The following is a 25,803-nucleotide window of genomic DNA, read 5'->3' on the forward strand; positions in this document are numbered from 1 at the left end:
CGTCAATCGAGCCACAGATCAGCAGCCCAAAAACCCAAACCACCCCAACCCGAGTACGGTGGGCAACAAATCCAACCACCCTGGGTCAACACCCCAAGCCACGGGCCGCCCCCAAGGACCCAGCCCCACCCAACAAGCGCCCAACAGCACCAACACACGGCACCCAGCACAGGGCACCGAACGCACCAGCACCAAACGCAACGAGGCAACGCAACGACGCAAGCAGACCCAAAGCACCCACGCTGGGTCAGAACCAGACGCACCGTGGGGGGTGTGGGGGGCTCGGCCCACCAACATAATGAAAGATCGTTCCCCGGCAAGCGCTCTCCGCGAGCACACCTCGGCCGAACGATCGTGGGCGAGGGGGGAGTTGAACCCCCACGTCCTTACGGACACACGGACCTGAACCGTGCGCGTCTGCCATTCCGCCACTCGCCCGAGTGGTTGCGAGCGGAAGCGTACACGGTCCAGAAGCGGGTTTGCACATCGCCCTGTCCTTGGGGCCGGACCCAGATACGATCGACGGAGGAGCACACGCGAAAGGAGGGACCATGGGACTCGGGCAGCGGCTGAACCGCAAGCTGGAGAACGCTGTGGGGAACACCTTCGCGCGTGTGTTCGGTGGCAGTGTGGTGCCCCAGGAACTGGCGCAGGCGCTGCTGCGTGAGGGTGAGGTCCAACTCCGCGAACTGGCGGGTGGCCGTCAACTGGCCCCGAACCACTACATAGTGCAACTCGGCGACCAGGACTTCGGCAACTTCGCCGGGGAGGCGGATCGCACCACCGCGCTGCTCGCGGACTGTGTCGAGGAATATCTCGCGGAGCAGCAGTGGGACACATACGGTGACGTCGTAGTCTCCCTGGAGCGCTCCGACGCGCTGCACACCGGACAGTTCCGAATACGCTCGACCGTCGACCCGGACGTCAAGGCTCCGGCCAGGGCGCCCGGCGAAGAACGGCCGGCACAACCCCGCAACGCAGGAGACCGATCCATGAGCCAGCCTCCCGGCTACGGCCAACCGCCCGAGGGCGATCCTTACGGACAGCAGTACGGCTATGGCCAGCAAGGCCAGGGCTACGGCCAGCAGCAGGGCTATGACCAGGGTTACGGCCAACAGGGCTACGACCAGGGCTATGGCCAGCAGCAGCAGCAGGGCTACGACCAGGGTTACGGCCAGCAGCAGCAGGGCTACGGCCAGCAGCAAGGCGGCTACGACCAGGGCTATGGCCAACAGGGCTACGACCAGGGCTATGGCCAGCAGCAGCAGGGCTACGGCCAGGGCGGCTACGGCCAGGGTGACCCGTATGCCCAGCAGGGCTACGCCCCGCCCGCCGTGCAGACCGGTCCTCGGCAGCTGAACGCGAGCCTGCAGCTCGACGACGGTTCGAACCGCACGTACTCGCTCAAGCAGGGCGGCAACGTGGTCGGCCGCGGGCAGGACGCGGACTTCCGTCTGCCGGACACCGGGGTCTCCCGGAGGCACCTGGAAATCACCTGGGATGGCCAGTCCGCGACTCTGGCGGATCTGGGTTCGACCAATGGCACTACGGTGAACGGCACCCCGGTGCAGACCTGGCAGCTGGCGGACGGAGATGTGATCCGTATCGGTCACTCCTCGTTGGTGTTCCGTACCCAAGGCTGACACCGTCTGTACCGGGCGGTCTCACCTATCCCCTCAAGGCGGGAGCGTTCGCAGCAGGTGCCAGAGCTGGTTGTGCAGCTGACCAGAGCAGGGTTTCTCGCCCTGCTCTGGTTGTTCGTGCTGGCCGCATTACGGGTCGTCCGGTCTGACCTGTACGCAGCGGCCGGCATCCGGGTGGCAGTGCCCGGCTTCCGCCGTTCGGCGGCCAAGAAGACCAGGGGTAAGGCGCCCCGTCAGATGGTGGTCACGCACGGGGCGCTTGCCGGCACCCGTATATCCCTGGACGGCCGGCCGATCATGATCGGCCGCGCGGACGACTCCACGTTGGTGCTGGACGACGACTACGCCTCCACGCGGCACGCGCGGATCTCGTTGCGCGGAACGGACTGGTACGTGGAAGATCTGGGCTCGACTAATGGGACTTACCTGGACCGGGCTAAGGTCACGGCACCCCTTCGGGTGCCCCTAGGGGTCCCGATCCGAATCGGCAAGACGGTGATCGAGCTACGGTCATGACCCTCGTCCTTCGCTACGCGGCCCGCAGCGACCGGGGCCTGGTCCGCTCCAACAACCAGGACTCCGTGTACGCGGGCCCCCGCCTGCTCTCCCTCGCCGACGGCATGGGTGGTCACGCCGCGGGTGAGGTCGCCAGCAAGGTCGTCATCGCCGCCCTGGCGCCGCTTGATGACGACGAGCCCGGCGACGACCTCCTCGCGCAGCTGCGTGACGCCACCGCGAACGGCAACGGCGCGATCGCCGAACTGGTCGCCGGCGACCCCGAGCTGGATGGCATGGGCACCACGCTCACCGCGATCCTGTTCGCGGGCAGCCGAATCGGCCTGGTGCACATCGGCGACTCGCGTGCCTACCTGTACCGCAACGGCCAGTTCGCGCAGATCACCCACGACGATACGTTCGTCCAGTCGCTGATCGACGAGGGTCGCATCACCGAGGACGAGGCGGCCACGCATCCGCAGCGCTCGCTGCTGCTCAAGGCCCTGACCGGTCACGAGGTCGAGCCGAACCTGACCATCCGCGAGGCACGTGCCGGTGACCGGTACCTGCTGTGCTCGGACGGCCTGTCCGGCGTGGTGAGCCACGAGACGCTCGGCGAGACGATCATGATCCCGGACGCCCAGGCCTGCGCCGACCGCATGATCGAGCTGGCGCTCAAGGGCGGCGGTCCGGACAACGTGACGGTCATCGTCGCGGACGTGGTCGACATCGACTTCGGCGACGACGCCCCGATCGTGGGCGGCGCCGCCGGCAACGGCCAGGACCAGAGCCCGCCGCCGGACTCGGCCGCCTCGCGGGCCGGGGCGCTCACCGCGCCGCCCCCGCAGCAGAAGCCGCCGGAGCCGGTCGCGCCGCCGCCGGACCCGAAGGCGAAGCGGCGCAGACGTTTCCGCGTCTTCGCGCTCCTGTTCGTCGTCCTGCTGCTCCTCGCGGGCGGGGGCGTGGCGACCTGGATCGTGGTGAACAAGCAGTACTTCGTCGGCGAGGCCGACGACGGCGAGATCGCGATCTTCCAGGGGGTTCGCGGCAGCATCTTCGGCATCTCCCTGAACCGCCAGGTCCAGGGCTCGTGCGACCCTGCCGTGCCGACCTGCGACGAGTTCTTCGTCGACGACCTCGAGCAGCTGGGCCGCGAGGCGGTCCGCGAGGGCACCGAGAGCTTCGACAACATCCCGGACGCCCGGCAGTTCATCCGTGAGCTGCGCACGAACTACCCGCTGCCGACGTGCGACTCGAAGAAGCGGGAGCAGGAGCGCACCACCACCGGCCAGCCGACCAGTGGCGCCACCACGACGACGACCACGCCGCCGCCGGCGACCGGTGGGGCGACCACCACCACGACGACCACGAGCGTCTCGCCGTCGTCCGTCAAGCCGAAGCCGGGTGTGAACTGCCGCGAGCCCCGTGAGGGCGGCGGCTGATGGCGCAGCCGGGCTCGGGGTTGCCGGCAGGTCAGTCCGGCGACGCACAGGGGACAACCGCTCCGACCCGGCGCGGCACCGAACTGTCCATGCTCGCGTTCGCGGCCGGGCTGGTCACGGCCGCGCTGATGCTGGTCGAGGCCAACCAGGACGAGAAGCTGTCGCTGCGCATCCTCTGGTACGGCATGGCCTACCTGGCGCTCTTCGCCATCGCGCACATCGCGGTCCGCAAGCTGGCGCCGTACGCGGACCCGCTGATCCTGCCGTGCGTCGCGCTGCTGAACGGCATCGGCCTGGTGATGATCTACCGGATCGACCTGGCGAAGACCGAGGCGGCGCTGCAGTCGAACCAGGAGTGGGAGAACGCGGTCCCGAAGCAGATCCTGTGGACCACCATCGCGCTCATCCTGTTCCTGGTCGTCCTGTACGTGATCAAGGACCACCGGACGCTGACCCGCTACGCGTACACGTTCGGCCTCGTCGGGCTGTTCCTGCTGGCGCTGCCCGCGGTCCTGCCGAGCGTGGTCGCGCCGACGATCAACGGCGCGAAGATCTGGCTGCGCCTCCCCGGCGTCTCGATCCAGCCGGGTGAGTTCGCGAAGATCCTCCTGCTGATCTTCTTCGCCGCGTTCCTGGTCTCCAAGCGCGACCTGTTCATCGCGGCCGGCCGGCGCGTGCTCGGCGTGGACCTGCCGCGTGCGCGTGACCTCGGGCCGATCCTGTTCTGCTGGGGCGTCTCGGTGATGGTCCTGGTCGCCGAGAAGGACCTGGGTACGTCGCTGCTGTTCTTCGGCACCGTGCTGGTGATGCTCTACGTGGCGACCGAGCGGGGCATCTGGATCGGCGTGGGGCTGGCGCTGTTCGTCGGCGGCTGCCTGGTCGCCTACCAGCTGTTCAGCCACGTGCGGGTCCGCGTGGCGACCTGGCTCGACCCGTTCGCCGACTACAACAACACGGGCTACCAGCTCGCCCAGGCACTGTTCGGGCTCGGCACCGGCGGGGTCGGCGGCACCGGCCTCGGCGCCGGCCGGCCGGACATCGTGCCGTACGCCAACAGCGACTTCATCACCGCGGCCATCGGCGAGGAGCTGGGCTTCATCGGCCTCGCCGCGGTGCTGATGGTGTACATGCTGCTGGCGATGCGCGGCCTGCGCAGCGCGGTCGCCGTGCGGGACACGTTCGGCAAGCTGCTCGGCGGCGGTCTCTCGTTCGCGCTCATCATGCAGGTGTTCGTGGTCGTGGGCGGGGTGACCAAGCTCATCCCGCTGACCGGCATCACCGCACCGTTCCTGTCAGCGGGCGGTTCCTCGCTGCTGGCGAACTACGTGCTGGTGGCGCTGCTGCTGCGCATCTCCGACGCGGCTCGCCGGCCGCAGACCGGGCAGAAACTCAAGCCGGCCAACCAGGTGCCGATCGCGGAGGCAGGAACGGTCATGGTGGAGCGGCCGCAATGAACACACCGCTACGCCGGGTCGGGCTCGCCATGCTCGCGATGATCGTGCTGTTGTTGGCGAACGCCACCTACATCCAGATCGTGAAGGCCGACGAGTACCGCAGCGACGCACGCAACCGCCGGGTCCTCCTCGACGAGTACTCGCGGCAGCGCGGCAAGATCCTCACCGCCGACAAGCAGATCATCGCCAACGTCAAGTCGACGAACGGCCGCCTGCAGTACCAGCGCACCTACGCGAACGGCCCGATGTACGCGCCGGTCACCGGCTTCTACTCGGTGCGCTACGGCGTCACCGGGCTCGAGGCCGCCGAGAACGAGATCCTCAACGGCTCCGACGACCGGTTGTTCGTCCGCAGGCTGTCCGACCTGATCACCGGCCGGGACCCGCGTGGCGGCAACATCGTCACCACGATCAACTCGAAGGCGCAGCAGGCCGCGTACGACTCGATGACGGCGGCCGGCTTCACCGGCGCGGTAGTGGCGATCAAGCCGGACGACGGCCAGATCCTGGCGATGGTGTCGACGCCCTCGTACGACCCGTCCGGCCTCGCCAGCCCGGACGGCGACGCCCAGGAACAGGCCTGGAAGAGCTACAACACCGACGCGAAGCCGATGCTGAACCGGGCCATCTCGGAGAACTACCAGCCGGGCTCGACGTTCAAGCTGGTCACGGCCTCGGCCGCGCTCACCGACGGCATGGACAAGAACACGCAGGTCACCCAGTCGCCGGGCATCAACGTGATCAACGGCGACACGAACTGCGACACCGACGCGTCGACCTGCCTGGCGAACTACAGCCGCGGCAGCTGCGGCGACGGCACCATGCAGAGCGCGCTGGCCCACTCCTGCAACACCGCGTTCGCGCAGCTGGCAGACAAGGTCGGCAAGGAGAAGCTGATCGCGCAGGCCGGCAAGTACGGTCTCGGCGACACCGACCTGAAGATCCCAATGAGGGTCACACCGTCGTGCGTAGGCCCGGTCGCGGACGGCGGCTGCATGACGATCCCGGACCGGCCGTCGACCTTCCAGAGCGGCATCGGGCAGAAGGACGTGCGGCTGACCGCGCTGGAGAACTGCTCCGTCGCCGCGACGATCGCCAACGGCGGCTCGCGGATGCGCCCGCAGCTCGTGCAGAAGGTCCTGGCGCCAGACCTGGACGAGATCTCCGGCTACGACCCGGAGGAACTCGACCAGGCGTTGTCCGGCGACGACGCCGACGAGCTGCGCGACATGATGATCGAGTCGGAGAAGAACACCGCGGGCGGCGGCAAGAACCCCGACCTGACCATCGCGTCCAAAACCGGGACCGCCGAGACCGGCATCGACCCCAAGAACGCGCCCCCGTTCGCCTGGTACGTGGCGTTCGCACCTGCCGATAACCCCCAAATCGCGGTCGCCGTGGTGGTAGAAAGCAAGGACGTCGCCGCCACCGGCGGCAAGCTGGCCGCCGGCGTCGGCCGGGCCACCATCAACGCCGTGGTCGGGGGGAGCTAGAGATGCTGACGTCAGGGCAGCTCCTGGCCGACCGCTACCGCCTCGCCCGCCGCATCGCCGTCGGCGGCATGGGTGAGGTCTGGGAAGCGGCCGACACGAGGCTGGACCGGCGCGTCGCCATCAAGGTGCTCAAGCCCGAGCTGTGCGGGGACGCCGAGTTTCTCCACCGGTTCCGGACCGAGGCCCGCACCACCGCGTCACTGAACCACCCGGGCATCGCCGCCGTCCATGACTACGGCGAGACCAACGCGGTGGTGGACGGCCCGAAGGACACCGCCTACCTGGTGATGGAGCTGGTCGAGGGGGATCCTCTCGCGGCAATCCTTGCGAAGGAGCGGCGGATCAGCGCGGAGTACACGCTGGAGATCCTGGAGCAGGCCGGCAACGCGTTGCAGGCCGCCCACGAACGCGGCTACGTCCACCGGGACGTCAAGCCGGGCAACATCATGGTCACGCCCGCGGCGGACGGGCGGATCGTGGTGAAGCTGACCGACTTCGGCATCGCCAAGGCCGCCGACGCCGCGCCGGTCACCCGGTCCGGCATGGTCATGGGCACGGCGCACTACATCGCGCCGGAACAGGCGCTCGGCCACGAGGCCGAGCCGGCGAGCGACGTGTACTCGCTCGCCGTGGTCGGCTACGAGTGCCTCGCCGGCCACCGCCCGTTCCTGTCGGAGAACGCGGTGACCGTCGCGATGATGCACATCCGCGACGCGCCGCCGCCGCTTCCCCCGGATGTCCCGCCCTACGCGCGGGCGGTCATCGAGGCGACCCTGGTCAAGGACCCCACCCAGCGGTACTCGAGCGGTGGGGAGTTCGCGGCCGCGGTCGCCGCGGTGCGTGCCGGGCACCCGCTGCCCGCGCCGTCCGGCCGCGTCGCCGCGGGTCACTACGTCGGCGGGCCGGGAGCCACCAACCCCGGCATGCTGTCGGTCGGTCCACCGAGCGCGCCGCACACGGTGCCGCCCGGCACCGGCTCGTTCCCCCTCGGCCCGCCCCCGCCACCCCGCCGGAGTCGGGCCGGACTTTGGGTCTTGCTTGTCGTGCTCGGTGTGGTACTTCTGGTACTCGCCGTGCTCGGCGTGGCATCGTTGCTCAACGCCGACCGGGACACGGACGGCAGGTCGACGCCGGAAACCACTTCCGCGCCGTCAGCCGCTGGGGACGAGGACGGGACCGGCAACGAGGACGGTGGCGACCGGGGCACCCCACCGAGGTCAGGCATCCCGCAGGACAAGTACGTGCGGGTGGACGAGTCGGTGTTCCTGGAGCGGCCGGCTGACTTCGCCGTCGCGAAACTGGGGGACGGTGGACTCGTTCCAGTAGTGGTGAACCAGAATGGCGACCTACCGCAGAACCTCAGCCGGTGCACGGTGTACCAGGTGACGCCCACCGGGCGGCAGCCACTGGGCGCCGAGGTGACCGTGCGCTGTGAAGAAGGATGAGGAACCGCCGCGATGACTGACCGCGGGAACCGCGACCGGACAGGCATTATGGGCGCACACCCGACGAGGATCGAGACGAAAGACCGATGACCACACCGAGACTGCTCTCCAACCGCTACGAGCTTGGCGACACGCTCGGTTATGGCGGCATGTCCGAGGTGCACAAGGGTCGCGACGTCCGCCTCGGCCGGGACGTCGCCGTGAAGGTGCTGCGCGCGGACCTGGCGAGAGACCCGCAGTTCCAGGAGCGGTTCCGCCGCGAGGCCCAGAACGCCGCCGCGCTCAACCACCCCGCGATCGTCGCCGTGTACGACACCGGCGAGACAAGAACCGAGCACGGCCCGCTGCCCTACATCGTCATGGAGTACGTGGACGGGCGGACGCTGCGGGACATCGTGAAGACCGAGGGTCCGCTGCCCGGCCAGCGTGCCATGGAGATCATGGCCGACGTCAGCGCGGCGCTGGACTTCTCCCACCGGCACGGCATCATCCACCGGGACGTCAAGCCCGCCAACGTCATGATCACCAGGACCGGTGCGGTCAAGGTGATGGACTTCGGCATCGCGCGGGCCGTGCACGACGGCCAGGCCGCGGTGACGCAGACGGCGGCGGTGATAGGGACCGCCCAGTACCTGTCGCCGGAGCAGGCCCGCGGCGAGACCGTCGACGCGCGAAGTGACGTGTACGCCGCCGGCTGCGTGCTGTTCGAGCTGCTGACCGGCGAGCCGCCGTTCACCGGCGACTCCCCCGTCGCGGTCGCCTACCAGCACGTGCGGGAGGACCCGAAGCCGCCGTCGGCGCTGAACCCGAGGGTGAACCCGGCGCTGGACGCCATCGTGCTGAAGGCCATGTCCAAGGGCGCGGCCAACCGGTACCAGTCGGCGGCGGAGATGCGCACCGACCTGGTCCGGGTGCTGTCCGGCCAGCGGCCGCTCGCGCCGATGGTGATGACCGACGAAGACCGCACGACGATCATGTCGCAGGGCCGGACCACCGCGATGCCCCAGCAGCGTGGCCGCCACCGCCCGCAGGCCATGGCCGACGACGACTACGACCCGTACGAGGACGAGGAGGAGGAACGCAGGCGCCGGCGCCGCAAGGGCTGGCTCATCGCGTTGCTCACCGTCCTCGGCGTCTCGCTGATCGCCGTGCTGATCTGGCTGATGAGCAGCGTGCTCGGCGACGAGGCGCCGTCCGGGCTGGCAGCGGTGCCGGACGTGACCGGGCAGACGCTCGACGCCGCCCGCAACGACCTGACCAACAGGGGCTTCCACCCCGAGGTCCAGTACGTGACGTGCGAGCAGACGCCGACGAACGAGCCCGGCAAGTGCGGGCCGGAGTCCATCGGCAAGGTCATCGACACGACCCCCAAGCCGGGCACCAAGATGGACAAGGACGACAAGCTCGTCCTCATCGTCGGCAAGGAAGCCGACAAGATCACGGTGCCCAACGTCGTCGGCGCCGACCCGGACGACGCGAAGGCCCAGCTGGTGCAGGCCGGCCTGGTCGTCGACCCGAACGTCGACGAGGAAGAGGTCGACGACGAGGACCAGGTCGGCAAGGTCACCTCGCAGAACCCGCCCGCGGCCTCGCAGGTCGTCAAGGGCTCCACGGTCAAGCTGGCGGTGGGCAAGAAGAAGCAGGACCCGACCGTGCCGAACGTCGTCGGCGAGGACTTCGACTCGGCCAAGGCCAAGCTCGAGAACGCCAACTACGAGGTCAAGAAGCAGGAGCAGGACTCCGACAGGCCGGCGGGCCAGGTCATCGCCCAGGACCCGTCGGGCCAGCAGCCGGAGGGCACCACGATCACGCTGACCGTGTCGAACGGCCAGCAGCAGAACGACAACACGTTCGACATGCCGGACCTCTCGGGCATGAGCGTGAACGAGGCGCGGCAGCTGATGCGGGGCCTCGGCTGGACCGGTCAGCTCGACGTCGAGACCGGCGGCGAGACCAACGACCAGAACGAGCTGAACAAGATCATCGAGCAGGACAAGGCGCCGGGCTCGAAGGTCGACAAGGACCAGAACATCGGTGTGCTCGTCGCGACGAAGCTGAAGATCGGCGGCTAACCCGCAGATGCAGATGCGTACCGCCGTGGTCGGGGCCGGCGTGGTCGGCCTCTCGACGGCGTACGCGCTGCTACGGCACGGTTCGGAAGCGACGGTGTTCGAGACGGGCGCACCGATGGCCGCCCGGTCGGCCGGCAGCTCGCGGATCTTCCGGCTCGCCCACGGTGACTCGGGCCTGGTCGCGTACGCGGCCGCGGCCGCCGGCCTGTGGGCGGACTGGACACACCGGGCCGGCAACAGGCTGGTCGGCCAGCAGACCACCGTGCTGACCGGCCCCGCGGCACCCGACTGGGCCACCGCGATGGCCGACGCGGGCGTGGACCACACGCTGGTGGACGAGGTCGACCCGGCGCTCGGCCTACCCGTGTCGACCCTGCCCGGCCCGGCGCTGATCGACCCGGCCGGCGGCGTCATCGACGCCCCGGCGACCGGCCGGTTCCTCCGCGCGGCGATCGGGAACCGGGTGCGCCAGGAGCACATCTACCGGATCGAGCCGCACGACGACTGGGTCACGGTGTACGGGTCGGGTGGCGTGCACGAGGTGGACCGGGTGGTGGTGGCGGCCGGGCGCGGGTCACTGGAGCTGGCCTCGCAGGTGGACCTGTACCTGCCGACGGAGCTGGCGCATCACGTCCGGTTCACGTTCCGGCTGAAGGACCCCGACGCGGTGCCGCCGTGCTGGCTGGACGGCACCCAGTCATGGCGGTCCGGGATCTCGAGCTACCAGCACCTGTCGGCGCCGGGCCTGTGGTCGATCGGCCTGAACCTGCCCCCCGAGGACGAGGAGTGGGAACGTGGCCGCGACGAGGTGATCGAGGACTCCCGCGAGCTGGTGCGGGCCTACGTGCGCGAGGCACTGGTCGGTGTCGGGGACGAGATCGTCGACGAGGTCTACTGCGACTCCCCGGCCTCCCTGGGCGACGGCGTCCACGTCGCGACGACCGGCCCGGTGACGGTCGTGTGGGGCGCGAACCTGTTCAAACACGCCCCGGCCATCGGCCAGACCCTCGCGAACGCGGCCGTCAGCGACACGTCTCCCCAGGTCCCCCGCCCGGAGTGAGCTACGGCCGGCCTGCCGCGTCCGCCAGCGTGCGCATGGCGTTCTCCAGGTCGCGGACGCGTTGTTCGGGGACCGCGTGGCCCGCGCTCGCCAGCCAGTTGGCCAGCATGCGGTGGCCGCCTTCGGTGAGGACCGACTCCGGGTGGAACTGGACGCCTTCGATGGGGAGCTCCCGGTGGCGCATGGCCATCACCACACCGGTGTCCGTCTCGCCCGTCACCTCGAAGACGTCGGCCGGGATGGTGTCGGGGAGGATCGTCAGCGAGTGGTACCGGGTCGCGGTGAACGGGTCCGGGAGGCCGGCCAGCACGCCGATACCCTTGTGGTGGACCTGGCTCGTCTTGCCGTGCAGCAGCTCCGGCGCGCGGTCGACCGTGGCGTCCCACGCCACGCCGATCGCCTGGTGGCCGAGGCACACGCCCAGCAGCGGGCGCCTGACCGCCGCGCACCAGCGGACCATGTCGACGCTGACCCCGGCTCGTTCCGGGGTGCTCGGACCGGGACTGACCAGCACCGCGTCGACGTCGTCGAGCACCGACGGGTTCAGCTCCGGCGCGTCGTTGCGCAACACGACACACTCGGCACCAAGCTGGGCCAGGTAGTGGACGAGGTTGTAGACGAAGCTGTCGTAGTTGTCGACCACCAGCACACGCATGCCACAGACTTTACTGCCACGGGAGGCCGACGTTGACCGATCTCGCCCGGCGGCTCGGCACACTCGACGCCACCGCGATCGGCCTTGGGTCGATGCTCGGCGCCGGGGTGTTCGCGGTCTTCGGGCCGGCCGCGGCGAGCGCCGGCGGATGGCTGCCGGTGGCGATTCTCGTGGCGGGGTTCGTCGCTTACTGTAACGCCGCGGCCTCCGCACAGCTGGCCGCCGTGTACCCGTCGTCCGGGGGTACGTACGTCTACGGGCGGGAGCGGCTCGGACCGTGGTGGGGGTTCACGGCCGGCTGGGGGTTCGTCGTCGGGAAGACCGCGAGCTGCGCGGCGATGGCGCTGACGTTCGCGGCGTACGTGGCGCCGGCGTACGCGAAGCCGGTCGCGGCCGGCGCCGTCGTCGTGCTCGTCCTGGTCAACCTGCGCGGGATCACCCGGACCGCACTCGTCACCAGGATCCTGCTCGGGATCGTGATTTTCCTGCTGTTACTGATAATCGTTCTGTCCATATCAGACGGATCGGCCGGGGCCGAGGGTCCCGCACAGCCGGTCGGACCGCTGGACGTGTTGCAGGCAGCGGGTTTGCTGTTCTTCGCCTTCGCGGGGTACGCGCGGATCGCCACCCTTGCCGAGGAGGTGGTCGAACCCCGGCGGACCATCCCACGCGCCATCGTCGGGGCCCTCGGCGGGGCACTGGTCATCTACCTCGCGGTCGGCGTCACCCTCCTGCACACCCTTGGCGCGGAACGACTTTCGCGGTCCACCGCACCACTCTCCGACGCCGTCGGTCCACGGTGGACGTTCCTGGTGACCATCGGTGCCGGGGCCGCCAGTCTCGGTGCGTTGCTCGCGCTCATCGCCGGCGTCGGACGTACGGCGCTCGCCATGGCACGCGAGCACGACCTGCCGCGCTGGCTGGCCGCCGTGCACCCGAAGTTCGCCGTGCCGCACCGGGCGGAGCTGGCCGTCGGCGTCGTCGTGTGCGTGCTCGTGCTGACCACCGACCTCCGCGCGGTGATCGGCTTCTCGTCGTTCGGCGTGCTCGTCTACTACGCCGTGGCGAACCTGTCCGCGGCCACCCAGACCGGCGCCGACCGCCGCTGGCCACGGTCACTCAACGTGATCGGCCTGGCCGGCTGCCTCCTGCTCGCCGCCACCCTCCCGCTCGGCTCGGTACTGGTCGGCCTCGGCGTGTTCGCCGTCGGCCTGGCCGGTCGCGCCGTTACTGCGGGGTGGTGACGTTGTTGAACGGCAGCAGCGGCTCCGCCCACGGGAACACGATGAACATCAGCAGCGCCACGAACCCCAGCACCAGCGCCGTGGCCAACACCAGCCGGACCGCGAACGGGCCCGGCAGGTGCTGCCAGATCCAGGCGTACATCAGGAGATCTCCTTCATCTCCGGCGGCGTCCAGTTCGGCTTGGCCGGGTCCTTCGCCCACTGCTTGACCAACACCGCGTGCACGATCAGGCGCTGCTTGTCGGAGAACCGGGGATGACAGGTCGTGAGCGTCATCAGCGCGGCCTGTTCACCCGCGCTGGGCGCCGTGGACGAACCGGGTACCGGGGCGACCACGAGGCCGTCGCTCGGCGTCACGATCTGCTGGCCGACCACGTTCTTGTACGGGCCGCCGAGCACGGAGACGCCCTTGCACTTCGCCTCCTTGCCCTGGTTCTCGGCCCAGCCGGCCTTCTCCTCCTCTTTGGGCAGCGCGCGGTAGACGAACCAGTTGTTCTGGGTCTCCACCACGATCGCGTCGCAGGAGCCGATCAGGTTGATGTCGTTGAACGGCGCGCCCTTGCCGACCCGGTGGCCGGCGACGGCGAAGTTGCCCGCCTCGCCCGGGTACGCCGTGTGCGTGTAGTGACCCGGGCCGATCTCCAGGCTCTCCGCCGTGGTGCCCTCCACGATCGTGAAGTGGTAGTCGGCGCCGAAGGACGGGATGTACATCTTGGCGAAGCCGTCGCCCTCGCCGAGGCCCGTGAAGTGGTCCTGGCGCTGCGGGTCCTCGGTCTTCTGCTTCCACTCGTTGTCCAGCACGCTCGTGGCGTCGCGCTGCTTGCCGGCGGAGATCAGGTCCGTCCAGTAGACCTCGTAGACGACGAACAGCAGCACGACGAGGCCGAGTGTGATCAACACCTCGCCGATGGTGCGGACGACCGTGCGCACTGGGTCCTTCCGCGGGGGTGCGGGGCGTAACAACTCTTTGGGAATGCGAACGGTCGGTGGCTCGGGAAGCCGCCGCCGCGGATACGGCGACGGCGCCCGGTTGCCCAGGTCGCCGGAGATTCGGCCCGCCCCACGGCCGACGTGCTCAACGGTGCCCACGCGAGCGCTCCCTTCGAGGTCCCCGACCTATGGGTTCGCCGATGCCCTCGGCTACGTTAACGTGTTGCAGAGTGGTGTTTGTGCCCAAGCTACACGCCAGTGAGGACTCCCATGCCTAAGTCCAAGGTCCGCAAGAAGGCTGTCTACACGCCACCCACTGACCGGCGTACCCCGGTCAAGGTGAAGACCGCGGGTCCGTCGCACCCGATCTACGTCGCGGTGATGCTTGGCGTGATGATCCTGGGGCTGGCCTGGCTTGTGGTCAACTACATCGCGGGGGAAAGCATCCCCTTCATGGCCGACCTCGGCAACTGGAACTTCGCCATCGGCTTCGCCCTGATGATCGGCGGGCTGCTGATGACCATGCGGTGGCGCTAGCTTTCCGCTGGCAGTTGACCTCGACTCGCCCGTTCAGCGCAGAGTAATTGAACCACACGGGTGTAAGTCATCCCCAGTGTGGACAACTGCTGTGGATAACTCGCATTCGCGGCTCTCCCGAATCCGGAGTGTGACGGCATCCGTGACCCCGCCACCAGCGAAAACGTGGTCACCACAGCCCGCCGTGGTGACCCTGTCCTGGGTGCTGGCGGCCGCGGCCGCCGCGTGGGCCGCGCTGGCCGATGATCCACCCGGTCGAGTGCTGCTCGGCGTGGTGGCGCTGCTGCTCGCACTGACCGGGCTCTACACCACGGTGGCACGCCCGCGGCTCGCCGCCGACCGGGACGGCATCGCCGTCCGTGGGCTGACCGGCACCCGGACGTGGACGTGGGCCGAGGTGAACGTACGGCTTGTCCGCACCCGCCGCCTCGGCCGCGAGTCCGCCACCATCGAGGTGGACGCGGGGAATGCCGAGGAGCCGGCCCTGGTGGTGCTCGGCCGGTTCGACCTCGGCGCCGACCCGGTCGACGTCGTCGACGAGCTCCTGGCGCTGCGGACCTAGTGTCCCGCGCCGGAAATCAGGCAACTAATTCGGCGGCCCAGCTTCCTGCTGGCGGCGTTACCGGTTCGCCCAAGTACCACCCAGTACGAGGGCGAACCGGCGCCTTGCCAGCAGAAACCTGGATCCACCGACTTAATCACCGCATTCCCGGCGCGGGACACTAGCCGAGCCCCGTGCAACCGAAGAGGCGCCCGTCGACGGTCACCGAGTCGCAGGCGTCCATCGCGCCGATCCGCAGGGCGACCACGACGACGAGCACGACGGAGATCGCCACGCACGCCAACACCTGGAAACGGACCAGGTTCTCGTTCCTCGGCGCGTAGACCAGCGCCGCCGTCGCCAGCGCGCCGACCACGAGCCCGCCGAGGTGGCCGAGCAGCGAGATGCCCGGCAGCGTGATCGACAGGACGATGTTGATCCCGAGCAGGATCAACACGGGCCGGGGGTTCATCTTGGCGCGGAACACCACGACCGCGATCCCGCCGAACAGGCCGTAGATCGCCCCGGACGCGCCGGCGACGCTACCGAGCGACTCGCCGAACAGCATCACCGCGACCGAGCCGCCGAGCAGGGCGAGCACGTAGACGGCCAGGAACCGGACGCGGCCGAGCACGATCTCGAGGTCGCGCCCCAGCACGTACAGAGCGAACATGTTGAAGATGAGGTGCACGGGGCCGTAGCCGCCGTAGTTGCCGAAGTGCAGGAAGCCGGAGGTCACCAGGCGCCAGTAGTCGCCGCCGGCGACCAGGCTGGGGATGAGCGTCCAGTCGACGAACAGGCTCGACCGGTCGTTGTCGACGATGCTGTGCGCCTGGTACGCGGTGAAGGCGAACACCAGCACGTTCAGGAGGATGAGCACCGGCACGACGACCATCGGCCGGGTGCCCGCGCGGCTGCGGGCGCCCGAGACGTCCCGCGCCGGGCGGACCGTCTTGCCGCCCTCGGCCACGCAGTCGACGCACTGGTAGCCGACCGAGGCCTCCCGAAGGCAGTCCGGACAGGCCGGCCGATCGCACCGCACGCAGCGCAGACCGGTCGGCCGGTCGGGATGTCTCACGCAGGCGGGCAGGCCCTGCTGCCTGTTGACGGACAACTCAGCCCCGCTCGACGCTGACCCGCTCCACGACGATGTCTTCCTCCGGCTTGTCGTGCGGCGGCGTGGTCTTGGTCGTCGCGATCGTGTCCACCACGTTCCGCGAGTCCTGGTCGGCCACCTCGCCGAAGATCGTGTGCTTGAAGTTCAGCCACGTCGTCGGCGCCACGGTGACGAAGAACTGCGAGCCGTTCGCGTTGGCGCGGCCCGGGTTGGCCATGCCGAGCAGGTACGGCTTGTTGAACTGCAGCTCGGGGTGGAACTCGTCGGCGAACTCGTAGCCGGGGCCGCCCCGGCCGGTACCGGTCGGGTCGCCGGTCTGGATCATGAAGCCGTCGATGACCCGGTGGAAGATCATGCCGTCGTAGAAGGGCCCGGAGGTGCCGCCCTTGGAGTTGCGCGGGGCGTACTCCTTGGTGCCCTCGGCGAGTCCCACGAAGTTGGCCACGGTCTTGGGGGCCTGATCAGGGAAAAGGTTGATCCGGATGTCGCCCTTCGAGGTGTGCAGGGTTGCCGACACCTTCACCCCGACAAGGGACTCGTTGCTTTCAGCCACCTCTTCATCGTGCCATCCACAGCAGGATCGTTCCGGAAGGGGCAGGATAGTAGGTGTCCGACAACCCACCCTGGAGCGAACAATGGACGATGTGAAGGCCATGACCCGGGCCGGAGAGACGGTCGGCAAGGCCGTCAGCTCGGGATGGGGCGCAGCGCGTCGTAATGCCAAGCGCGCTGGTCAGGCCAGCGTTGAAGCCACTTCGCGGGCCGCCCGTAAAGCCGACCGCAAGCTGACCGAGCGCGGGGTCGCGCCACGGCAGCTCGCCGAGGCGCTGGCCGAGGGCGCGGAGGAGGTTCGTCAGGAGGTCGCCAAGACCACCCGGCGGGCGCGGCGGAAGCTGGCCAAGACGGCCAAGCACACCCGCAAGGACCTGGCCAAGGCCGCCAAGCAGGCCCGCAAGGACGCCAAGAAGAGCAAGGCGGCCAAGTCGGCGAGGCAGGTCAGGGCCGACGCGGCGAAGCTGACGGCGTCCGCCAAGGCGGAGGCGGTCAAGCTGAAGAAGCGGGTGCGCGAGGAGGCCGCGGCACTGGCCGCGGAGAAGCCGAAGCGCAAGCGTCGCTGGCCGAGGCTGCTGCTGCTCGTGATCATCGCGGGTGGCGTGGCGGCCGTGGTGCGCAGCAAGACGGCTCAGCAGGACGAGCTGTTGCCGCCACCGCGTCCGGTCGAGCCGGTGGACAACAAGCCGGAGGAGACCGACGCGTCGCAGAACGGCCAGTCGCAGAAGTCGAGCACGAAACGCTAGGTGCTCGTGCTTTCCTGAGCCCCGCCGGTGTACGCCGGCGGGGCTTGGTCTTTCAGAGACCTTCAGAGACCTTCAGAGACGACTTTCAGAGACGACTTTCAGAGACCCAGCGACTCGATCGCCTGCTGCGCGATCTGCTTGGCCTTGATCGTCTGCTCCTGGTTGGTGGAGACGATGACGGCCGACGCGTCCTTGGCGACCGCGTAGACCGCGCCGTCGTCGGTGGCCTCCGCGCCGCCCTTCCAGCCGCCGGCGAGCTCGGCCGGGTTGGACGTGGCGACGGGCGCGGCGTCGTCGACGAGCGCCTTCGCGACGCTCGCGTCACCGGTGTAGACGCGGACGGTCAGCTGCACCGAGCCGTCCGGCCGGTAGAAGAAGCACGCCGGCGGCTGGTCGGCCGAGGTCTTCACGCTGCCGACATGTTGGCCGTTGGTGTCCGCGACGTAGTCTTCGTCGAGGTACGGGCAGGGTCCGGCGCCGGCCGGCTGCGGATCGGGCGGCAGCGCGGCCTGGGTGGGGCCCGCGGTCGACGACGGCGTGGTCACGTCGACCGTCGGATCGTCCGTGGCCTCGTCCGTGCAGCCGGCGAGCGCGACAACCAGCAGGGGGCCGAGCAGGAGAGCGCGTTTCATAGGGCGCTGAGTCAACCACATGGGGAGAAGTCCATGTTTCGCAACCTGTTCCTCGTGCTGGTCCCCGGCGCCGACCCGGCCGGGAGGGTCGTGCACGCGGACGAGCTGTCGGAGACGACCATCGTCCCGGTCCCGTCCGCGGCGGTGGCGACGGCGGTGGCGGCCTCCTTCGGCGCGGTGAGCCTGATCGAGCTGTACGGGGGTCTTGGCTTCGAGACGGCGGCCGCCGTGCTGGCGGTCGCGCCGGGGGTGCCGGTGGGTTTTCCGGGCCTGGCGCTGCCGCCGGTCGCGTCGGCGGTGCTGTTCGAGGACCCCGAGCCGGGGCGATGGACGTTCGGTGCCACGACGGTGATGACGGTGCAGTCGGTGGCTTCGGTTGCCCCGGTGGCCGTGTCGCTGGTGGCCGCGGGCGCCGAGCGGGTGGAGCTGTGCGGCGGCATGGGCCCGGTGCCGGCGGCCGAGGTGGCCGCGGCGGTCGACGTGCCGGTCACGACGGTGCTGTTCGGCTTCGAGTCGCTGCCACCGGCGGTGGCGTACCGGACCCGCTTCGAAGAGGCGCTGTCACAGAGGCCGAACGGTTGATTGCGTTCCGTGTTCTCGCGACTAACGTGAGAGAAAGTCACGTATGTCGTTCGAGGAGGCGCTCACATGGTCCGCCGGATTGCCGTTCTCGTGTCCGCACTCGTCGCCGCTCCACTGCTGGTAGCGGCCCCGGCGTCGGCGATCCCCGCGTGCAGGGCGGGGTTCCAGTGCGACCGCGTGTACTACACGGACGCGACCCACGATGTCGCGGTCGGCGGCTTCACCAGGTTCTGCGACGGCTCCACGATCACGTGGGGCGAGACGACGTCGTTCCAGGTGACGAGGCAGGCGGCGTGCCAGTAAGGCGCGCGAACTCCCAGGGATCGTGGGCACTGACGAGGGTGACCTTGCCGGCGAGTCGACGTAGGCGCGCCTGGGTGTCGAGACGCAGGTCGTGGTCGACCTCGGACCGCGTCTGGACGATGTCGAGCACCGGATGCGGCTCGGGCGTGGCGTCGAGTTCGCGGTGGTAGTCGTAGGCGTCGCCGCAGTGCAGTAGCCACGTGTCGCCGTCCGCGACGGCGACACCCGTGTGGCCGGCAGTGTGTCCACCGAGAGGGACGAGCTGGATCGCCGGCGGGAGACCGCGTGGCTGGATCGCGGGTAGCCCGAACCACTCCCGGTCGGTTTCCGCGTAGGTGGCCCACTTCGGCCCGTGCGCCCAGTGGGCGGGCCGGTACCGGAAGCTGGGCGCCTCGGCCAGGGCGGCGTCGAGTTCGGCGGCCAGGACGTGGACCTGGGCGTCCGGGAAGTCGGGCAGGCCACCACAATGGTCGACGTCGAGGTGGGTGAGAAGGATGTGCCGCACGTCGTCGGGCTCGAAGCCGCGCCGGGCGAGCTGGCGGACCGCCGTCTCGTCCTCGTCGAGCAAGGGTTGGGCCATCTCGACCCATGCGGCGCCGAGGGTGTTGCCGGGATCGCGGACGTCGCCGAGCCCGAGCCCGGTCTCGACGAGGACGAGCCCGTCGTCGGTCTCGACCAGCAGGCAGTGGTTGACGGCATGCGCGGGCGGCGGGCCGGCGTAGGTCGCCTCGATCCGCCGAACGGACCCGCAGTTGAGGTGCTGAATCTTCATGCCGGCTACCCTCCGACTTCAAGCGCGGTTCAAGTCAAGGGAGCGGCCGATGTTGCTCGACATCGCCGAGGTGGCGTCGAAGTCCGGACTGGCCCCGTCGGCACTACGGTTCTACGAGAAGCGGGGCTTGCTGACCTCGGCGGGCCGCAACGGCCTACGTCGCGCGTACGAGCCCGAGGTCCTGGACCGGCTCGCGCTGATTGTTTGCGCACGCGGCGCCGGCTTCACGATCGCCGAGATCGCGAGGTTCCTGGTCGCCACACCCGGGGACACCGAGTTGCGGGTCCGGATGGCGGCCAAGGCACGCGATCTGGAAGAGGACATAGCGCGTCTGGCACGAATGCGCGACAGCCTCCGTCACGCCGCGACCTGCGACCACGAGCCGTTGGTGGAGTGCCCGGACTTCAAGCGCGCGGTATCACCGCCGAAAGAAACACACTGACACTCACCCCGGTGACACGTCCCGGCACGCCCGCCCAGACCATGAGCCATCTAGTTTGAACGTGCGACGATAGATCCAGTATCCGGTCTGTCGTCGCGGAAGGTCGCACGGTGTCATTCCCGCCGTGCCTGGCACCAGCTCTCTCTGGCGCGACCGTGCGTCAGCTGAGCCATTCGCGCCGGGAGACAGCATCGGGCGCCGTGCTCGTCCCTGAAGTGTCGCGCCAGCGACCGATCCTGTACTCGTTCCGTGACGTCGTCGCTCTGAGGACCTGTGTCTACCTACGGAAGGACTCCTCTCCGCAGCGAGTCAGACAGTCGCTGGGCAACCTGCGAAACCTGGGCGAAGTGGGGCACCTGTCGCAGTACACGCTTGTCTCAGACGACGGAAGCATCGTTCTGGTCAGGAACGATGAGGCCATCGACCTCGTCGAGCACCCTGGGCAGTTCGTCATGGCCGAGATGAGCGACGTACTGGGTCCCATCGTCAACAGGAATGACGTACAGATACCTCCCCTGCTCAGGCCCAACGATCATGTCGAGGTCGATCCAGAGATCAGGTCCGGGCACCCGGTGGTCACAGGAACACGTGTGCCCTACGAGAACGTGGCGGGATTCGTCGCTGATGGCGTGCCGATGAGGTCGATCAAGGACTATTGCCATCGGTGGATGCGAATGCGGCCGCAGACGCATGGGAGTTCGCCAAGTACGTGGACAGCTGGCGGCCGAGGGAACGGCGACAGACCCCGGTTGCCTGATGCGGATCTTGTTAGACGCTGACACGCCGATCCAACTACTACCCGTGCTCCGTCGCGTCCCTGCCGACACATCGAGTTGATCATGTTCATGACCTCGGATGGTCGGGCAAGAAGGACATTCCACTCTTGCGGGATGCGAGCGCGCTCTACGAGGTGTTCGTGACCAACGACGCGAACCAGTTCGACGATCCACACGAGACAGCCGCAATCCGGAAGTCTCGGCTACACCATGTGCGGTACGGACAGAGACAGCCAGGCCTGCGGGGCCTGGCGCTCGCGATTGGCGCGGTCGTCGCCGCGATGCCTGGTGTGATGGAGCATCTGGAGGATGCGAAGACCCAACGGCTGATCCAGGTCAAAGGGCTCGATCCGAACCCCAACCGCCGGTTCGACAGCATCGATCCTGTGCGACAGCCGCCGAGGTACTGGCAGTAACGCAGGTCGAGGTAGCCGTTCAGAAGTCACAAGCTGAGCTGTACGGCGGCCGACGAAAGATCAAAAAGCCGAAAAGGGCCGTCGTGCGGACCGTCACTATCCCAAGATCATCCTTGGGAAGCACGAACTTCAAGAAGCAAGCGCGTGACCTGGGGCTCGTCGACTGAAAGGCAAGCGTGCTCGCCAGGAGAACGCGGTGAGTCCGAGGGGGCACGCGGGTGAGGACGTAAGCCAGTGCGAACGGCCCAGGCGGCGGGGGACAGACCTGCTGACCGGTGCCTTTGCCCTCGGGCATCTTCGTGGAGACGAGGGGAATCGAACCCCTAACCCCTGCCTTGCAAAGGCAGTGCTCTGCCAATTGAGCTACGTCCCCGGGGAGCGTGGGGGTCGCCCACGCTCGGGCTGGCGGGCGCGAGGCTCGCCAGGTGTGATCTAGCCGGTGTCAGGCCTTCTTGGCGCCTGCGGCAGGAGCGGTAGCCTCGCGCCACAGGTCGTCCTGCGCCTTGGCGGACTTGCTGCGGCGAATCACGAAGAGAACGCCGCCGGCCACGGCTGCCAGTGCGAGAAGCTTCTTCACGTCCATTGCCTCCTTCGGCAAAACAAAGACCTACTACGCTCGCGAACCCCTGTTGATCCCTGCGAGCGGCCCCACAAGTCTGCCATAGGCCCGCTCAAAGGGAAGCGAAGCCTTGCGACAACCGAGATCACGCTGGGTCGACAACCAACCACACCGTGCGGGGGTCTGGGGGCGCTCTGCCCCCAACACAACAAACGAACGACCCAGCGAGGTGGCCGACAAAGGCCACCGAGCAGGGTCGTCCAGAGTTCGTCCGTGGGCCTAGGAGGACTTGAACCTCCGACCCCTTCGTTATCAGCGAAGTGCTCTAACCGCCTGAGCTATAGGCCCCGGATGCGTTGAGAAGACTACAACACCCGGATCACTCGCGTTCTGCCAGGGTGACCTCCAGGCCGCCTGCCAGGTCGGCCGACACGTTGTAGATGAACGCGCCCACCGTCGCCAGTGCGCTGAAGAGGACGATGTTCACCGCGCCGATGATCGCGGCTACGCCGAAGACGCGGCCGGCGCTGATCAGGGGTTCGCCCGTCTCACTGGAGCCCTGGAGCAGCTCGTCGGAGATGCCGTTCAGGTTGTCCCACACGCCCATGCCGTCGAGCACGGCGTACAGGATGCCCACCGCCACCAGCCAGACGAAGAACAGTGCCACGCCCAGCACCAGCGACAGCTTCAGTACCGACCACGGGTCGAAGCGCTTGATCTGCAGGTTGGCTCGGCGTGGGCCGCGGCCGGGCCTGCGTAGTGCGCTCGGGGCCGCCGCACCCACCGCGCGCAGCGGGCCCGTGGACGACGGGCTGCCCGCGTTGTCCAGGTTCACCGGGGTGCGGGCCGCCGACGGGATGCCACCCGGCGGGGTGTTCTGCCGGGGCGGGTTGTGCGGCACGTTGACCGTCTGGGCGTCGGAGCCGCCGAACAAACTCGCCGCGGCCGTGCCCGTCACTACCGGGCGTTCGACGCGGACGGTCTTCTCCCCCGAACCCGGGGGTGGGGTCGGCTGGCTCGTGGGCTGGGTCGGCTTCTCGCTCTGTGCCCGCTGCCACGGTGGTGGCGGCGTGCCGTGGCTCAGCTCCAGGTCGTCGCCGCCGGCCACGTTTGTCGTGGCCGGCGGCTTCTGACCGTTGCCATCGTGGTTACCACCGGCAGCCTGGTCGACCTGCTGGGCCGGGCCGCTGGTGGCGACGGCGGACGTCTGGGCCGCATCCGCTCCCTGGTCGGTGCGTCCGGGCTTCTCAGGTGGTGTCACGCGGGTCCCCTACGTCTGTCGCGTCTTACTCTTGTGACTCGGTCGGCGTATCGCCGCCCTCGGTGATGACGCCTTGCTCGTTGACTGCGTTGCCTGCCGCCGACAATTGGGCCGTGTCGGTTGGGGCCGGGTCGCCGTCGGCGTCGGATTCCGCACCATTGCCGTTTTCGACCTCCGCACTGCGTGCGATGGCGACGAGGGTGGTGCCTTCGCCCAGGTTCATCAGGCGGACCCCCTTCGTCTGCCGGCCGGCCTTGCGGACCTCCCTGGCCGAGGTCCTGATGACCCCGCCCGCGGAGGTGATCGCGTACAGCTCGTCCTCCTCGTCGACGATGACTGCACCCACAAGCCTGCCACGCTTGCTGTCGTACTGAACGGTGAGCACACCCTTGCCGCCCCGGCCCTGGACCGGGTAGTCGCTGATGGGCGTGCGCTTGGCGTAGCCGCCGTTGGTCGCGACCAGCAGGAACGTGTCCTCGTGCACGACACCCAGGGTCAGCAGTTCGTCACCGTCGTTGAACCGCATGCCCAGCACGCCGGACGTCGCGCGGCCCATCGGGCGCAGTGCCTCGTCGCTCCCGTGGAAACGGATGGACTGGGCGCCGGCGGACACCAGGAGCAGATCGTCGTCCGCCGAGCACAGCACGGCGCCGACCAGCTCGTCGTCCTCGCGGAGGTTTATGCCGATCAGCCCGCCCGCGCGGTTGGAGTCGAAGTCGGACAGCTTGCTCTTCTTGACCAGGCCGCTCTTGGTCGCGAGCACCAGGTACGGCGCGACCTCGTAGTCCTTGATCTCGATGACCTGTGCGATCTGCTCGTCCGGCTGGAACGCGAGCAGGTTCGCCACGTGCTGGCCGCGTGCGTTGCGGTTTGCCTCCGGCAGTTCGTACGCCTTGGCCCGGTACACCCGGCCCTTGTTGGTGAAGAACAGGATCCAGTCGTGCGTGGAGCACACGAAGAAGTGCGCCACGATGTCGTCCTGTTTCAGGCCGGCGCCCTGGACGCCCTTGCCGCCACGCTTCTGCGCCCGGTACAGGTCCGTCTTCGTCCGCTTCGCGTAACCCGTGCGGGTGATCGTGACGACGACGTCCTCGACCGCGATCAGATCCTCGACCGACACGTCGCCGTCGAACGGGATGATCTGGGTGCGCCGGTCGTCGCCGTGCTTGTCGACGATCTCCATCAGCTCGTCGCGGACGATCGAACGCTGGCGCTCCGGCTTGGCCAGGATGTCCTGCAGGTCAGCGATGACCGTCTCGATCTCGGCCAGCTCCTCGATGATCTTCTGCCGTTCGAGGGCGGCGAGGCGGCGCAGTTGCATCTCGAGGATGGCGTTGGCCTGGATCTCGTCGACCCCGAGCAGACCGATCAGGCCGGTGCGGGCCTCGTCGACGGTCGGCGACCGGCGGATCAAAGCGATGACCTCGTCCAGCATGTCCAGCGCCTTGACCAGACCACGCAGGATGTGGGCCCGCTCCTCCGCCTTGCGCAACCGGTAGCGGGTGCGCCGGACGATGACGTCGACCTGGTGGCGGACGTAGTGCCGGATCATCTGGTCCAGCCGCAGCGTGCGCGGCACGCCGTCGACCAGCGACAGCATGTTCACGCCGAAGTTGTGCTGGAGCTGGGTGTGCTTGTACAGGTTGTTCAGCACGACCTTGGCGACCGCGTCCCGCTTGAGCGTGATCACGATCCGCATGCCGGCCCGCTTCGACGACTCGTCGTCGACGTTCGCGATGCCGCCGACCTTGCCGTCCCGGACGAGCGCCGCGATGTTCTCGATGAGGTTGTCCGGGTTCACCTGGTAGGGCAGCTCGGTGACGACCAGGATCGTGCGGCCCTTGGCGTCCTCGTCGACCTCGACGACCGCACGCATGCGCACCGAGCCGCGGCCGGTGCGGTAGCAGTCCTCGATGCCGCGCGTGCCGAGGATCAGGCCCTTGGTCGGGAAGTCGGGACCCTTGATCCGCGTCATCATCGCGGCGAGGGTCTCGTCGTCGGAGGCGTCCCAGTTCTCGAGCGCCCACACCACGCCGGCGGCGACCTCGCGCAGGTTGTGCGGCGGGATGTTGGTCGCCATGCCGACCGCGATCCCGTTGCTGCCGTTGACGAGCAGGTTCGGGATACGGGCCGGCAGGACGTCCGGCTCCTGCGTCTTGCCGTCGTAGTTGTCCGAGAAGTCGACGGTCTCCTCGGTGATGTCCTGCAGCATCGCCATGGCCAGCGGCGTCATGCGTGCTTCGGTGTACCGCATGGCGGCCTGTGGATCGTTGCCCGGCGAGCCGAAGTTGCCCTGACCGTCGATCAGCGGGTACCGCATGGACCACGGCTGCGCGAGGCGGACGAGTGCGTCGTAGATCGCGGAGTCGCCGTGGGGGTGGTAGTTACCCATGACGTCGCCGACGATGCGCGAGCACTTGACGTGGCTGCGCTCCGGTCGCAGTCCCGTGTCGTACATCGAGTAGAGGACGCGCCGGTGGACGGGCTTCAGGCCGTCGCGGACGTCGGGCAGCGCACGGGACACGATGACGGACATCGCGTAGTCGATGTAGGAGCGCTGCATCTCGTGCTGGATGTCGACCGGCTCGACGCGGTCGTTCTCCGGCGGCCCGGGAGGCAAGGTCTCGGTCACGA

26 protein-coding genes, 3 tRNA genes and 1 pseudogene are annotated in these 25,803 nt (G+C 68.7%); 17 read left to right on the forward strand and 13 right to left on the reverse strand.

Annotation, left to right across the window (positions count from 1 at the left end):
• Positions 1 to 355: 355 nt before the first annotated feature.
• Positions 356 to 438, reverse strand: a tRNA-Leu gene (locus VET29_RS37485).
• Between the two features lie 113 nt (positions 439 to 551).
• Between VET29_RS37485 and VET29_RS37490 the strand changes: the two genes are divergently transcribed.
• The 8 genes from VET29_RS37490 to VET29_RS37525 all read left to right on the forward strand — a co-directional run bounded on the left by VET29_RS37490 (position 552) and on the right by VET29_RS37525 (position 11,104).
• Positions 552 to 1,643 (forward strand): DUF3662 and FHA domain-containing protein, encoded by a 1,092-nt coding sequence (locus VET29_RS37490; RefSeq protein WP_324929865.1) that lies wholly within the window; start codon positions 552 to 554, stop codon positions 1,641 to 1,643.
• A gap of 57 nt (positions 1,644 to 1,700) precedes the next feature.
• Positions 1,701 to 2,159, forward strand: coding sequence for an FHA domain-containing protein FhaB/FipA (locus VET29_RS37495; protein WP_324929868.1), 459 nt, complete (start codon positions 1,701 to 1,703; stop codon positions 2,157 to 2,159).
• Positions 2,156 to 3,580, forward strand: coding sequence for a PP2C family protein-serine/threonine phosphatase (locus tag VET29_RS37500; protein WP_324929870.1), 1,425 nt, complete (start codon positions 2,156 to 2,158; stop codon positions 3,578 to 3,580). Before VET29_RS37495 ends, VET29_RS37500 begins: the two co-directional genes overlap by 4 nt.
• Positions 3,580 to 5,034 carry an FtsW/RodA/SpoVE family cell cycle protein gene (locus tag VET29_RS37505; RefSeq protein ID WP_324929873.1) on the forward strand — a complete coding sequence of 485 codons (1,455 nt, stop codon included), beginning with the start codon at positions 3,580 to 3,582 and terminating at the stop codon, positions 5,032 to 5,034. Before VET29_RS37500 ends, VET29_RS37505 begins: the two co-directional genes overlap by 1 nt.
• The gene (locus VET29_RS37510) at positions 5,031 to 6,527 is read left to right on the forward strand and encodes a peptidoglycan D,D-transpeptidase FtsI family protein (RefSeq protein WP_324929876.1); all 1,497 of its coding nucleotides are present in this window, start codon (positions 5,031 to 5,033) and stop codon (positions 6,525 to 6,527) included. The genes VET29_RS37505 and VET29_RS37510 overlap by 4 nt, the downstream gene beginning before the upstream one ends.
• Positions 6,528 to 6,529: 2 nt before the next feature.
• Entirely contained in the window at positions 6,530 to 7,972 is a 1,443-nt protein-coding gene (locus tag VET29_RS37515; protein WP_324929878.1) for a serine/threonine-protein kinase, read from the forward strand.
• Between the two features lie 86 nt (positions 7,973 to 8,058).
• Positions 8,059 to 10,044, forward strand: a complete 1,986-nt coding sequence (gene pknB, locus VET29_RS37520) for a Stk1 family PASTA domain-containing Ser/Thr kinase (protein ID WP_324929880.1) — start codon at positions 8,059 to 8,061, stop codon at positions 10,042 to 10,044.
• 13 nt (positions 10,045 to 10,057) lie between these two features.
• Complete coding sequence (locus VET29_RS37525; protein WP_324929883.1) at positions 10,058 to 11,104, forward strand: FAD-dependent oxidoreductase; 1,047 nt, start codon at positions 10,058 to 10,060, stop codon at positions 11,102 to 11,104.
• A 1-nt stretch (position 11,105) separates the two neighbouring features.
• On the opposite strand, the gene VET29_RS37530 is transcribed toward VET29_RS37525, so the two are convergent.
• Positions 11,106 to 11,759 carry an aminodeoxychorismate/anthranilate synthase component II gene (locus tag VET29_RS37530; RefSeq protein ID WP_324929886.1) on the reverse strand — a complete coding sequence of 218 codons (654 nt, stop codon included), beginning with the start codon at positions 11,757 to 11,759 and terminating at the stop codon, positions 11,106 to 11,108.
• 32 nt (positions 11,760 to 11,791) lie between these two features.
• Between VET29_RS37530 and VET29_RS37535 the strand changes: the two genes are divergently transcribed.
• On the forward strand, positions 11,792 to 13,003 hold the full coding sequence (locus VET29_RS37535; RefSeq protein ID WP_324929888.1) for an APC family permease: 1,212 nt from the start codon (positions 11,792 to 11,794) through the stop codon (positions 13,001 to 13,003).
• Here the strand turns inward: VET29_RS37535 and VET29_RS37540 are convergent.
• Together VET29_RS37540 and VET29_RS37545 are read right to left on the reverse strand one after the other, a co-directional pair.
• Entirely contained in the window at positions 12,987 to 13,145 is a 159-nt protein-coding gene (locus VET29_RS37540; protein ID WP_324929891.1) for a hypothetical protein, read from the reverse strand. The genes VET29_RS37535 and VET29_RS37540 overlap by 17 nt on opposite strands.
• A complete protein-coding gene (locus VET29_RS37545; RefSeq protein ID WP_324929894.1) occupies positions 13,145 to 13,933 on the reverse strand; it encodes a class E sortase in 789 nt (262 codons plus the stop codon). Before VET29_RS37545 ends, VET29_RS37540 begins: the two co-directional genes overlap by 1 nt.
• Positions 13,934 to 14,203: 270 nt before the next feature.
• Between VET29_RS37545 and crgA the strand changes: the two genes are divergently transcribed.
• Together crgA and VET29_RS37555 are read left to right on the forward strand one after the other, a co-directional pair.
• Positions 14,204 to 14,470 carry a cell division protein CrgA gene (gene crgA / locus VET29_RS37550; RefSeq protein ID WP_324929897.1) on the forward strand — a complete coding sequence of 89 codons (267 nt, stop codon included), beginning with the start codon at positions 14,204 to 14,206 and terminating at the stop codon, positions 14,468 to 14,470.
• Positions 14,471 to 14,657: 187 nt separating this feature from the next.
• Complete coding sequence (locus VET29_RS37555; RefSeq protein WP_324929900.1) at positions 14,658 to 15,032, forward strand: PH domain-containing protein; 375 nt, start codon at positions 14,658 to 14,660, stop codon at positions 15,030 to 15,032.
• 160 nt (positions 15,033 to 15,192) lie between these two features.
• Here VET29_RS37555 and VET29_RS37560 read toward each other — a convergent pair whose 3' ends face one another.
• A complete protein-coding gene (locus tag VET29_RS37560; protein ID WP_324929903.1) occupies positions 15,193 to 16,125 on the reverse strand; it encodes a rhomboid family intramembrane serine protease in 933 nt (310 codons plus the stop codon).
• Position 16,126: 1 nt separating this feature from the next.
• On the reverse strand, positions 16,127 to 16,681 hold the full coding sequence (locus tag VET29_RS37565; RefSeq protein ID WP_324929907.1) for a peptidylprolyl isomerase: 555 nt from the start codon (positions 16,679 to 16,681) through the stop codon (positions 16,127 to 16,129).
• Between the two features lie 82 nt (positions 16,682 to 16,763).
• On the opposite strand from VET29_RS37565, the gene VET29_RS37570 reads away from it, so the two are divergent.
• Complete coding sequence (locus VET29_RS37570) at positions 16,764 to 17,426, forward strand: hypothetical protein (protein ID WP_324929910.1); 663 nt, start codon at positions 16,764 to 16,766, stop codon at positions 17,424 to 17,426.
• A gap of 98 nt (positions 17,427 to 17,524) precedes the next feature.
• Here the strand turns inward: VET29_RS37570 and VET29_RS37575 are convergent, their stop codons facing one another.
• Positions 17,525 to 18,058: a DUF2020 domain-containing protein gene (locus VET29_RS37575; RefSeq protein WP_324929913.1), complete on the reverse strand. Its 534-nt coding sequence runs from the start codon at positions 18,056 to 18,058 to the stop codon at positions 17,525 to 17,527.
• A gap of 33 nt (positions 18,059 to 18,091) precedes the next feature.
• Between VET29_RS37575 and VET29_RS37580 the strand changes: the two genes are divergently transcribed.
• Together VET29_RS37580 and VET29_RS37585 are read left to right on the forward strand one after the other, a co-directional pair.
• The gene (locus VET29_RS37580; protein WP_324929915.1) at positions 18,092 to 18,640 is read left to right on the forward strand and encodes a DUF6506 family protein; all 549 of its coding nucleotides are present in this window, start codon (positions 18,092 to 18,094) and stop codon (positions 18,638 to 18,640) included.
• A 66-nt stretch (positions 18,641 to 18,706) separates the two neighbouring features.
• On the forward strand, positions 18,707 to 18,943 hold the full coding sequence (locus tag VET29_RS37585) for a DUF6289 family protein (protein WP_324929918.1): 237 nt from the start codon (positions 18,707 to 18,709) through the stop codon (positions 18,941 to 18,943).
• On the opposite strand, the gene VET29_RS37590 is transcribed toward VET29_RS37585, so the two are convergent.
• Positions 18,888 to 19,715 carry an MBL fold metallo-hydrolase gene (locus tag VET29_RS37590; protein WP_324929921.1) on the reverse strand — a complete coding sequence of 276 codons (828 nt, stop codon included), beginning with the start codon at positions 19,713 to 19,715 and terminating at the stop codon, positions 18,888 to 18,890. The two genes, VET29_RS37585 and VET29_RS37590, sit on opposite strands and share 56 nt — an antisense overlap.
• A 49-nt stretch (positions 19,716 to 19,764) precedes the next feature.
• Here VET29_RS37590 and VET29_RS37595 point away from each other — a divergent pair, with 49 nt between their 5' ends.
• The 3 genes from VET29_RS37595 (at position 19,765) to VET29_RS37605 (ending at position 21,349) form a co-directional block, all read left to right on the forward strand.
• On the forward strand, positions 19,765 to 20,157 hold the full coding sequence (locus VET29_RS37595) for a MerR family transcriptional regulator (protein ID WP_324929924.1): 393 nt from the start codon (positions 19,765 to 19,767) through the stop codon (positions 20,155 to 20,157).
• Between the two features lie 200 nt (positions 20,158 to 20,357).
• Positions 20,358 to 20,936, forward strand: a complete 579-nt coding sequence (locus tag VET29_RS37600; RefSeq protein WP_324929926.1) for a DUF433 domain-containing protein — start codon at positions 20,358 to 20,360, stop codon at positions 20,934 to 20,936.
• A 137-nt stretch (positions 20,937 to 21,073) separates the two neighbouring features.
• Positions 21,074 to 21,349, forward strand: coding sequence for a hypothetical protein (locus VET29_RS37605; RefSeq protein ID WP_414636711.1), 276 nt, complete (start codon positions 21,074 to 21,076; stop codon positions 21,347 to 21,349).
• 300 nt (positions 21,350 to 21,649) lie between these two features.
• On the opposite strand, the gene VET29_RS37610 is transcribed toward VET29_RS37605, so the two are convergent.
• The 5 genes and pseudogenes from VET29_RS37610 to gyrA all read right to left on the reverse strand — a co-directional run bounded on the left by VET29_RS37610 (position 21,650) and on the right by gyrA (position 25,801).
• Positions 21,650 to 21,722, reverse strand: a tRNA-Ala gene (locus VET29_RS37610).
• 93 nt (positions 21,723 to 21,815) lie between these two features.
• Positions 21,816 to 21,926 (reverse strand): annotated as a pseudogene (locus tag VET29_RS37615) (DLW-39 family protein); the annotation flags it as partial.
• A gap of 256 nt (positions 21,927 to 22,182) precedes the next feature.
• Positions 22,183 to 22,256, reverse strand: a tRNA-Ile gene (locus VET29_RS37620).
• Positions 22,257 to 22,287: 31 nt separating this feature from the next.
• A complete protein-coding gene (locus VET29_RS37625) occupies positions 22,288 to 23,016 on the reverse strand; it encodes a DUF3566 domain-containing protein (RefSeq protein ID WP_414636712.1) in 729 nt (242 codons plus the stop codon).
• Positions 23,017 to 23,194: 178 nt separating this feature from the next.
• Positions 23,195 to 25,801, reverse strand: a complete 2,607-nt coding sequence (gene gyrA, locus VET29_RS37630) for a DNA gyrase subunit A (RefSeq protein WP_324929931.1) — start codon at positions 25,799 to 25,801, stop codon at positions 23,195 to 23,197.
• Positions 25,802 to 25,803: the final 2 nt, after the last annotated feature.

The organism is Actinophytocola sp., from assembly GCF_035634895.1.
GTDB lineage: Bacteria > Actinomycetota > Actinomycetes > Mycobacteriales > Pseudonocardiaceae > Actinophytocola.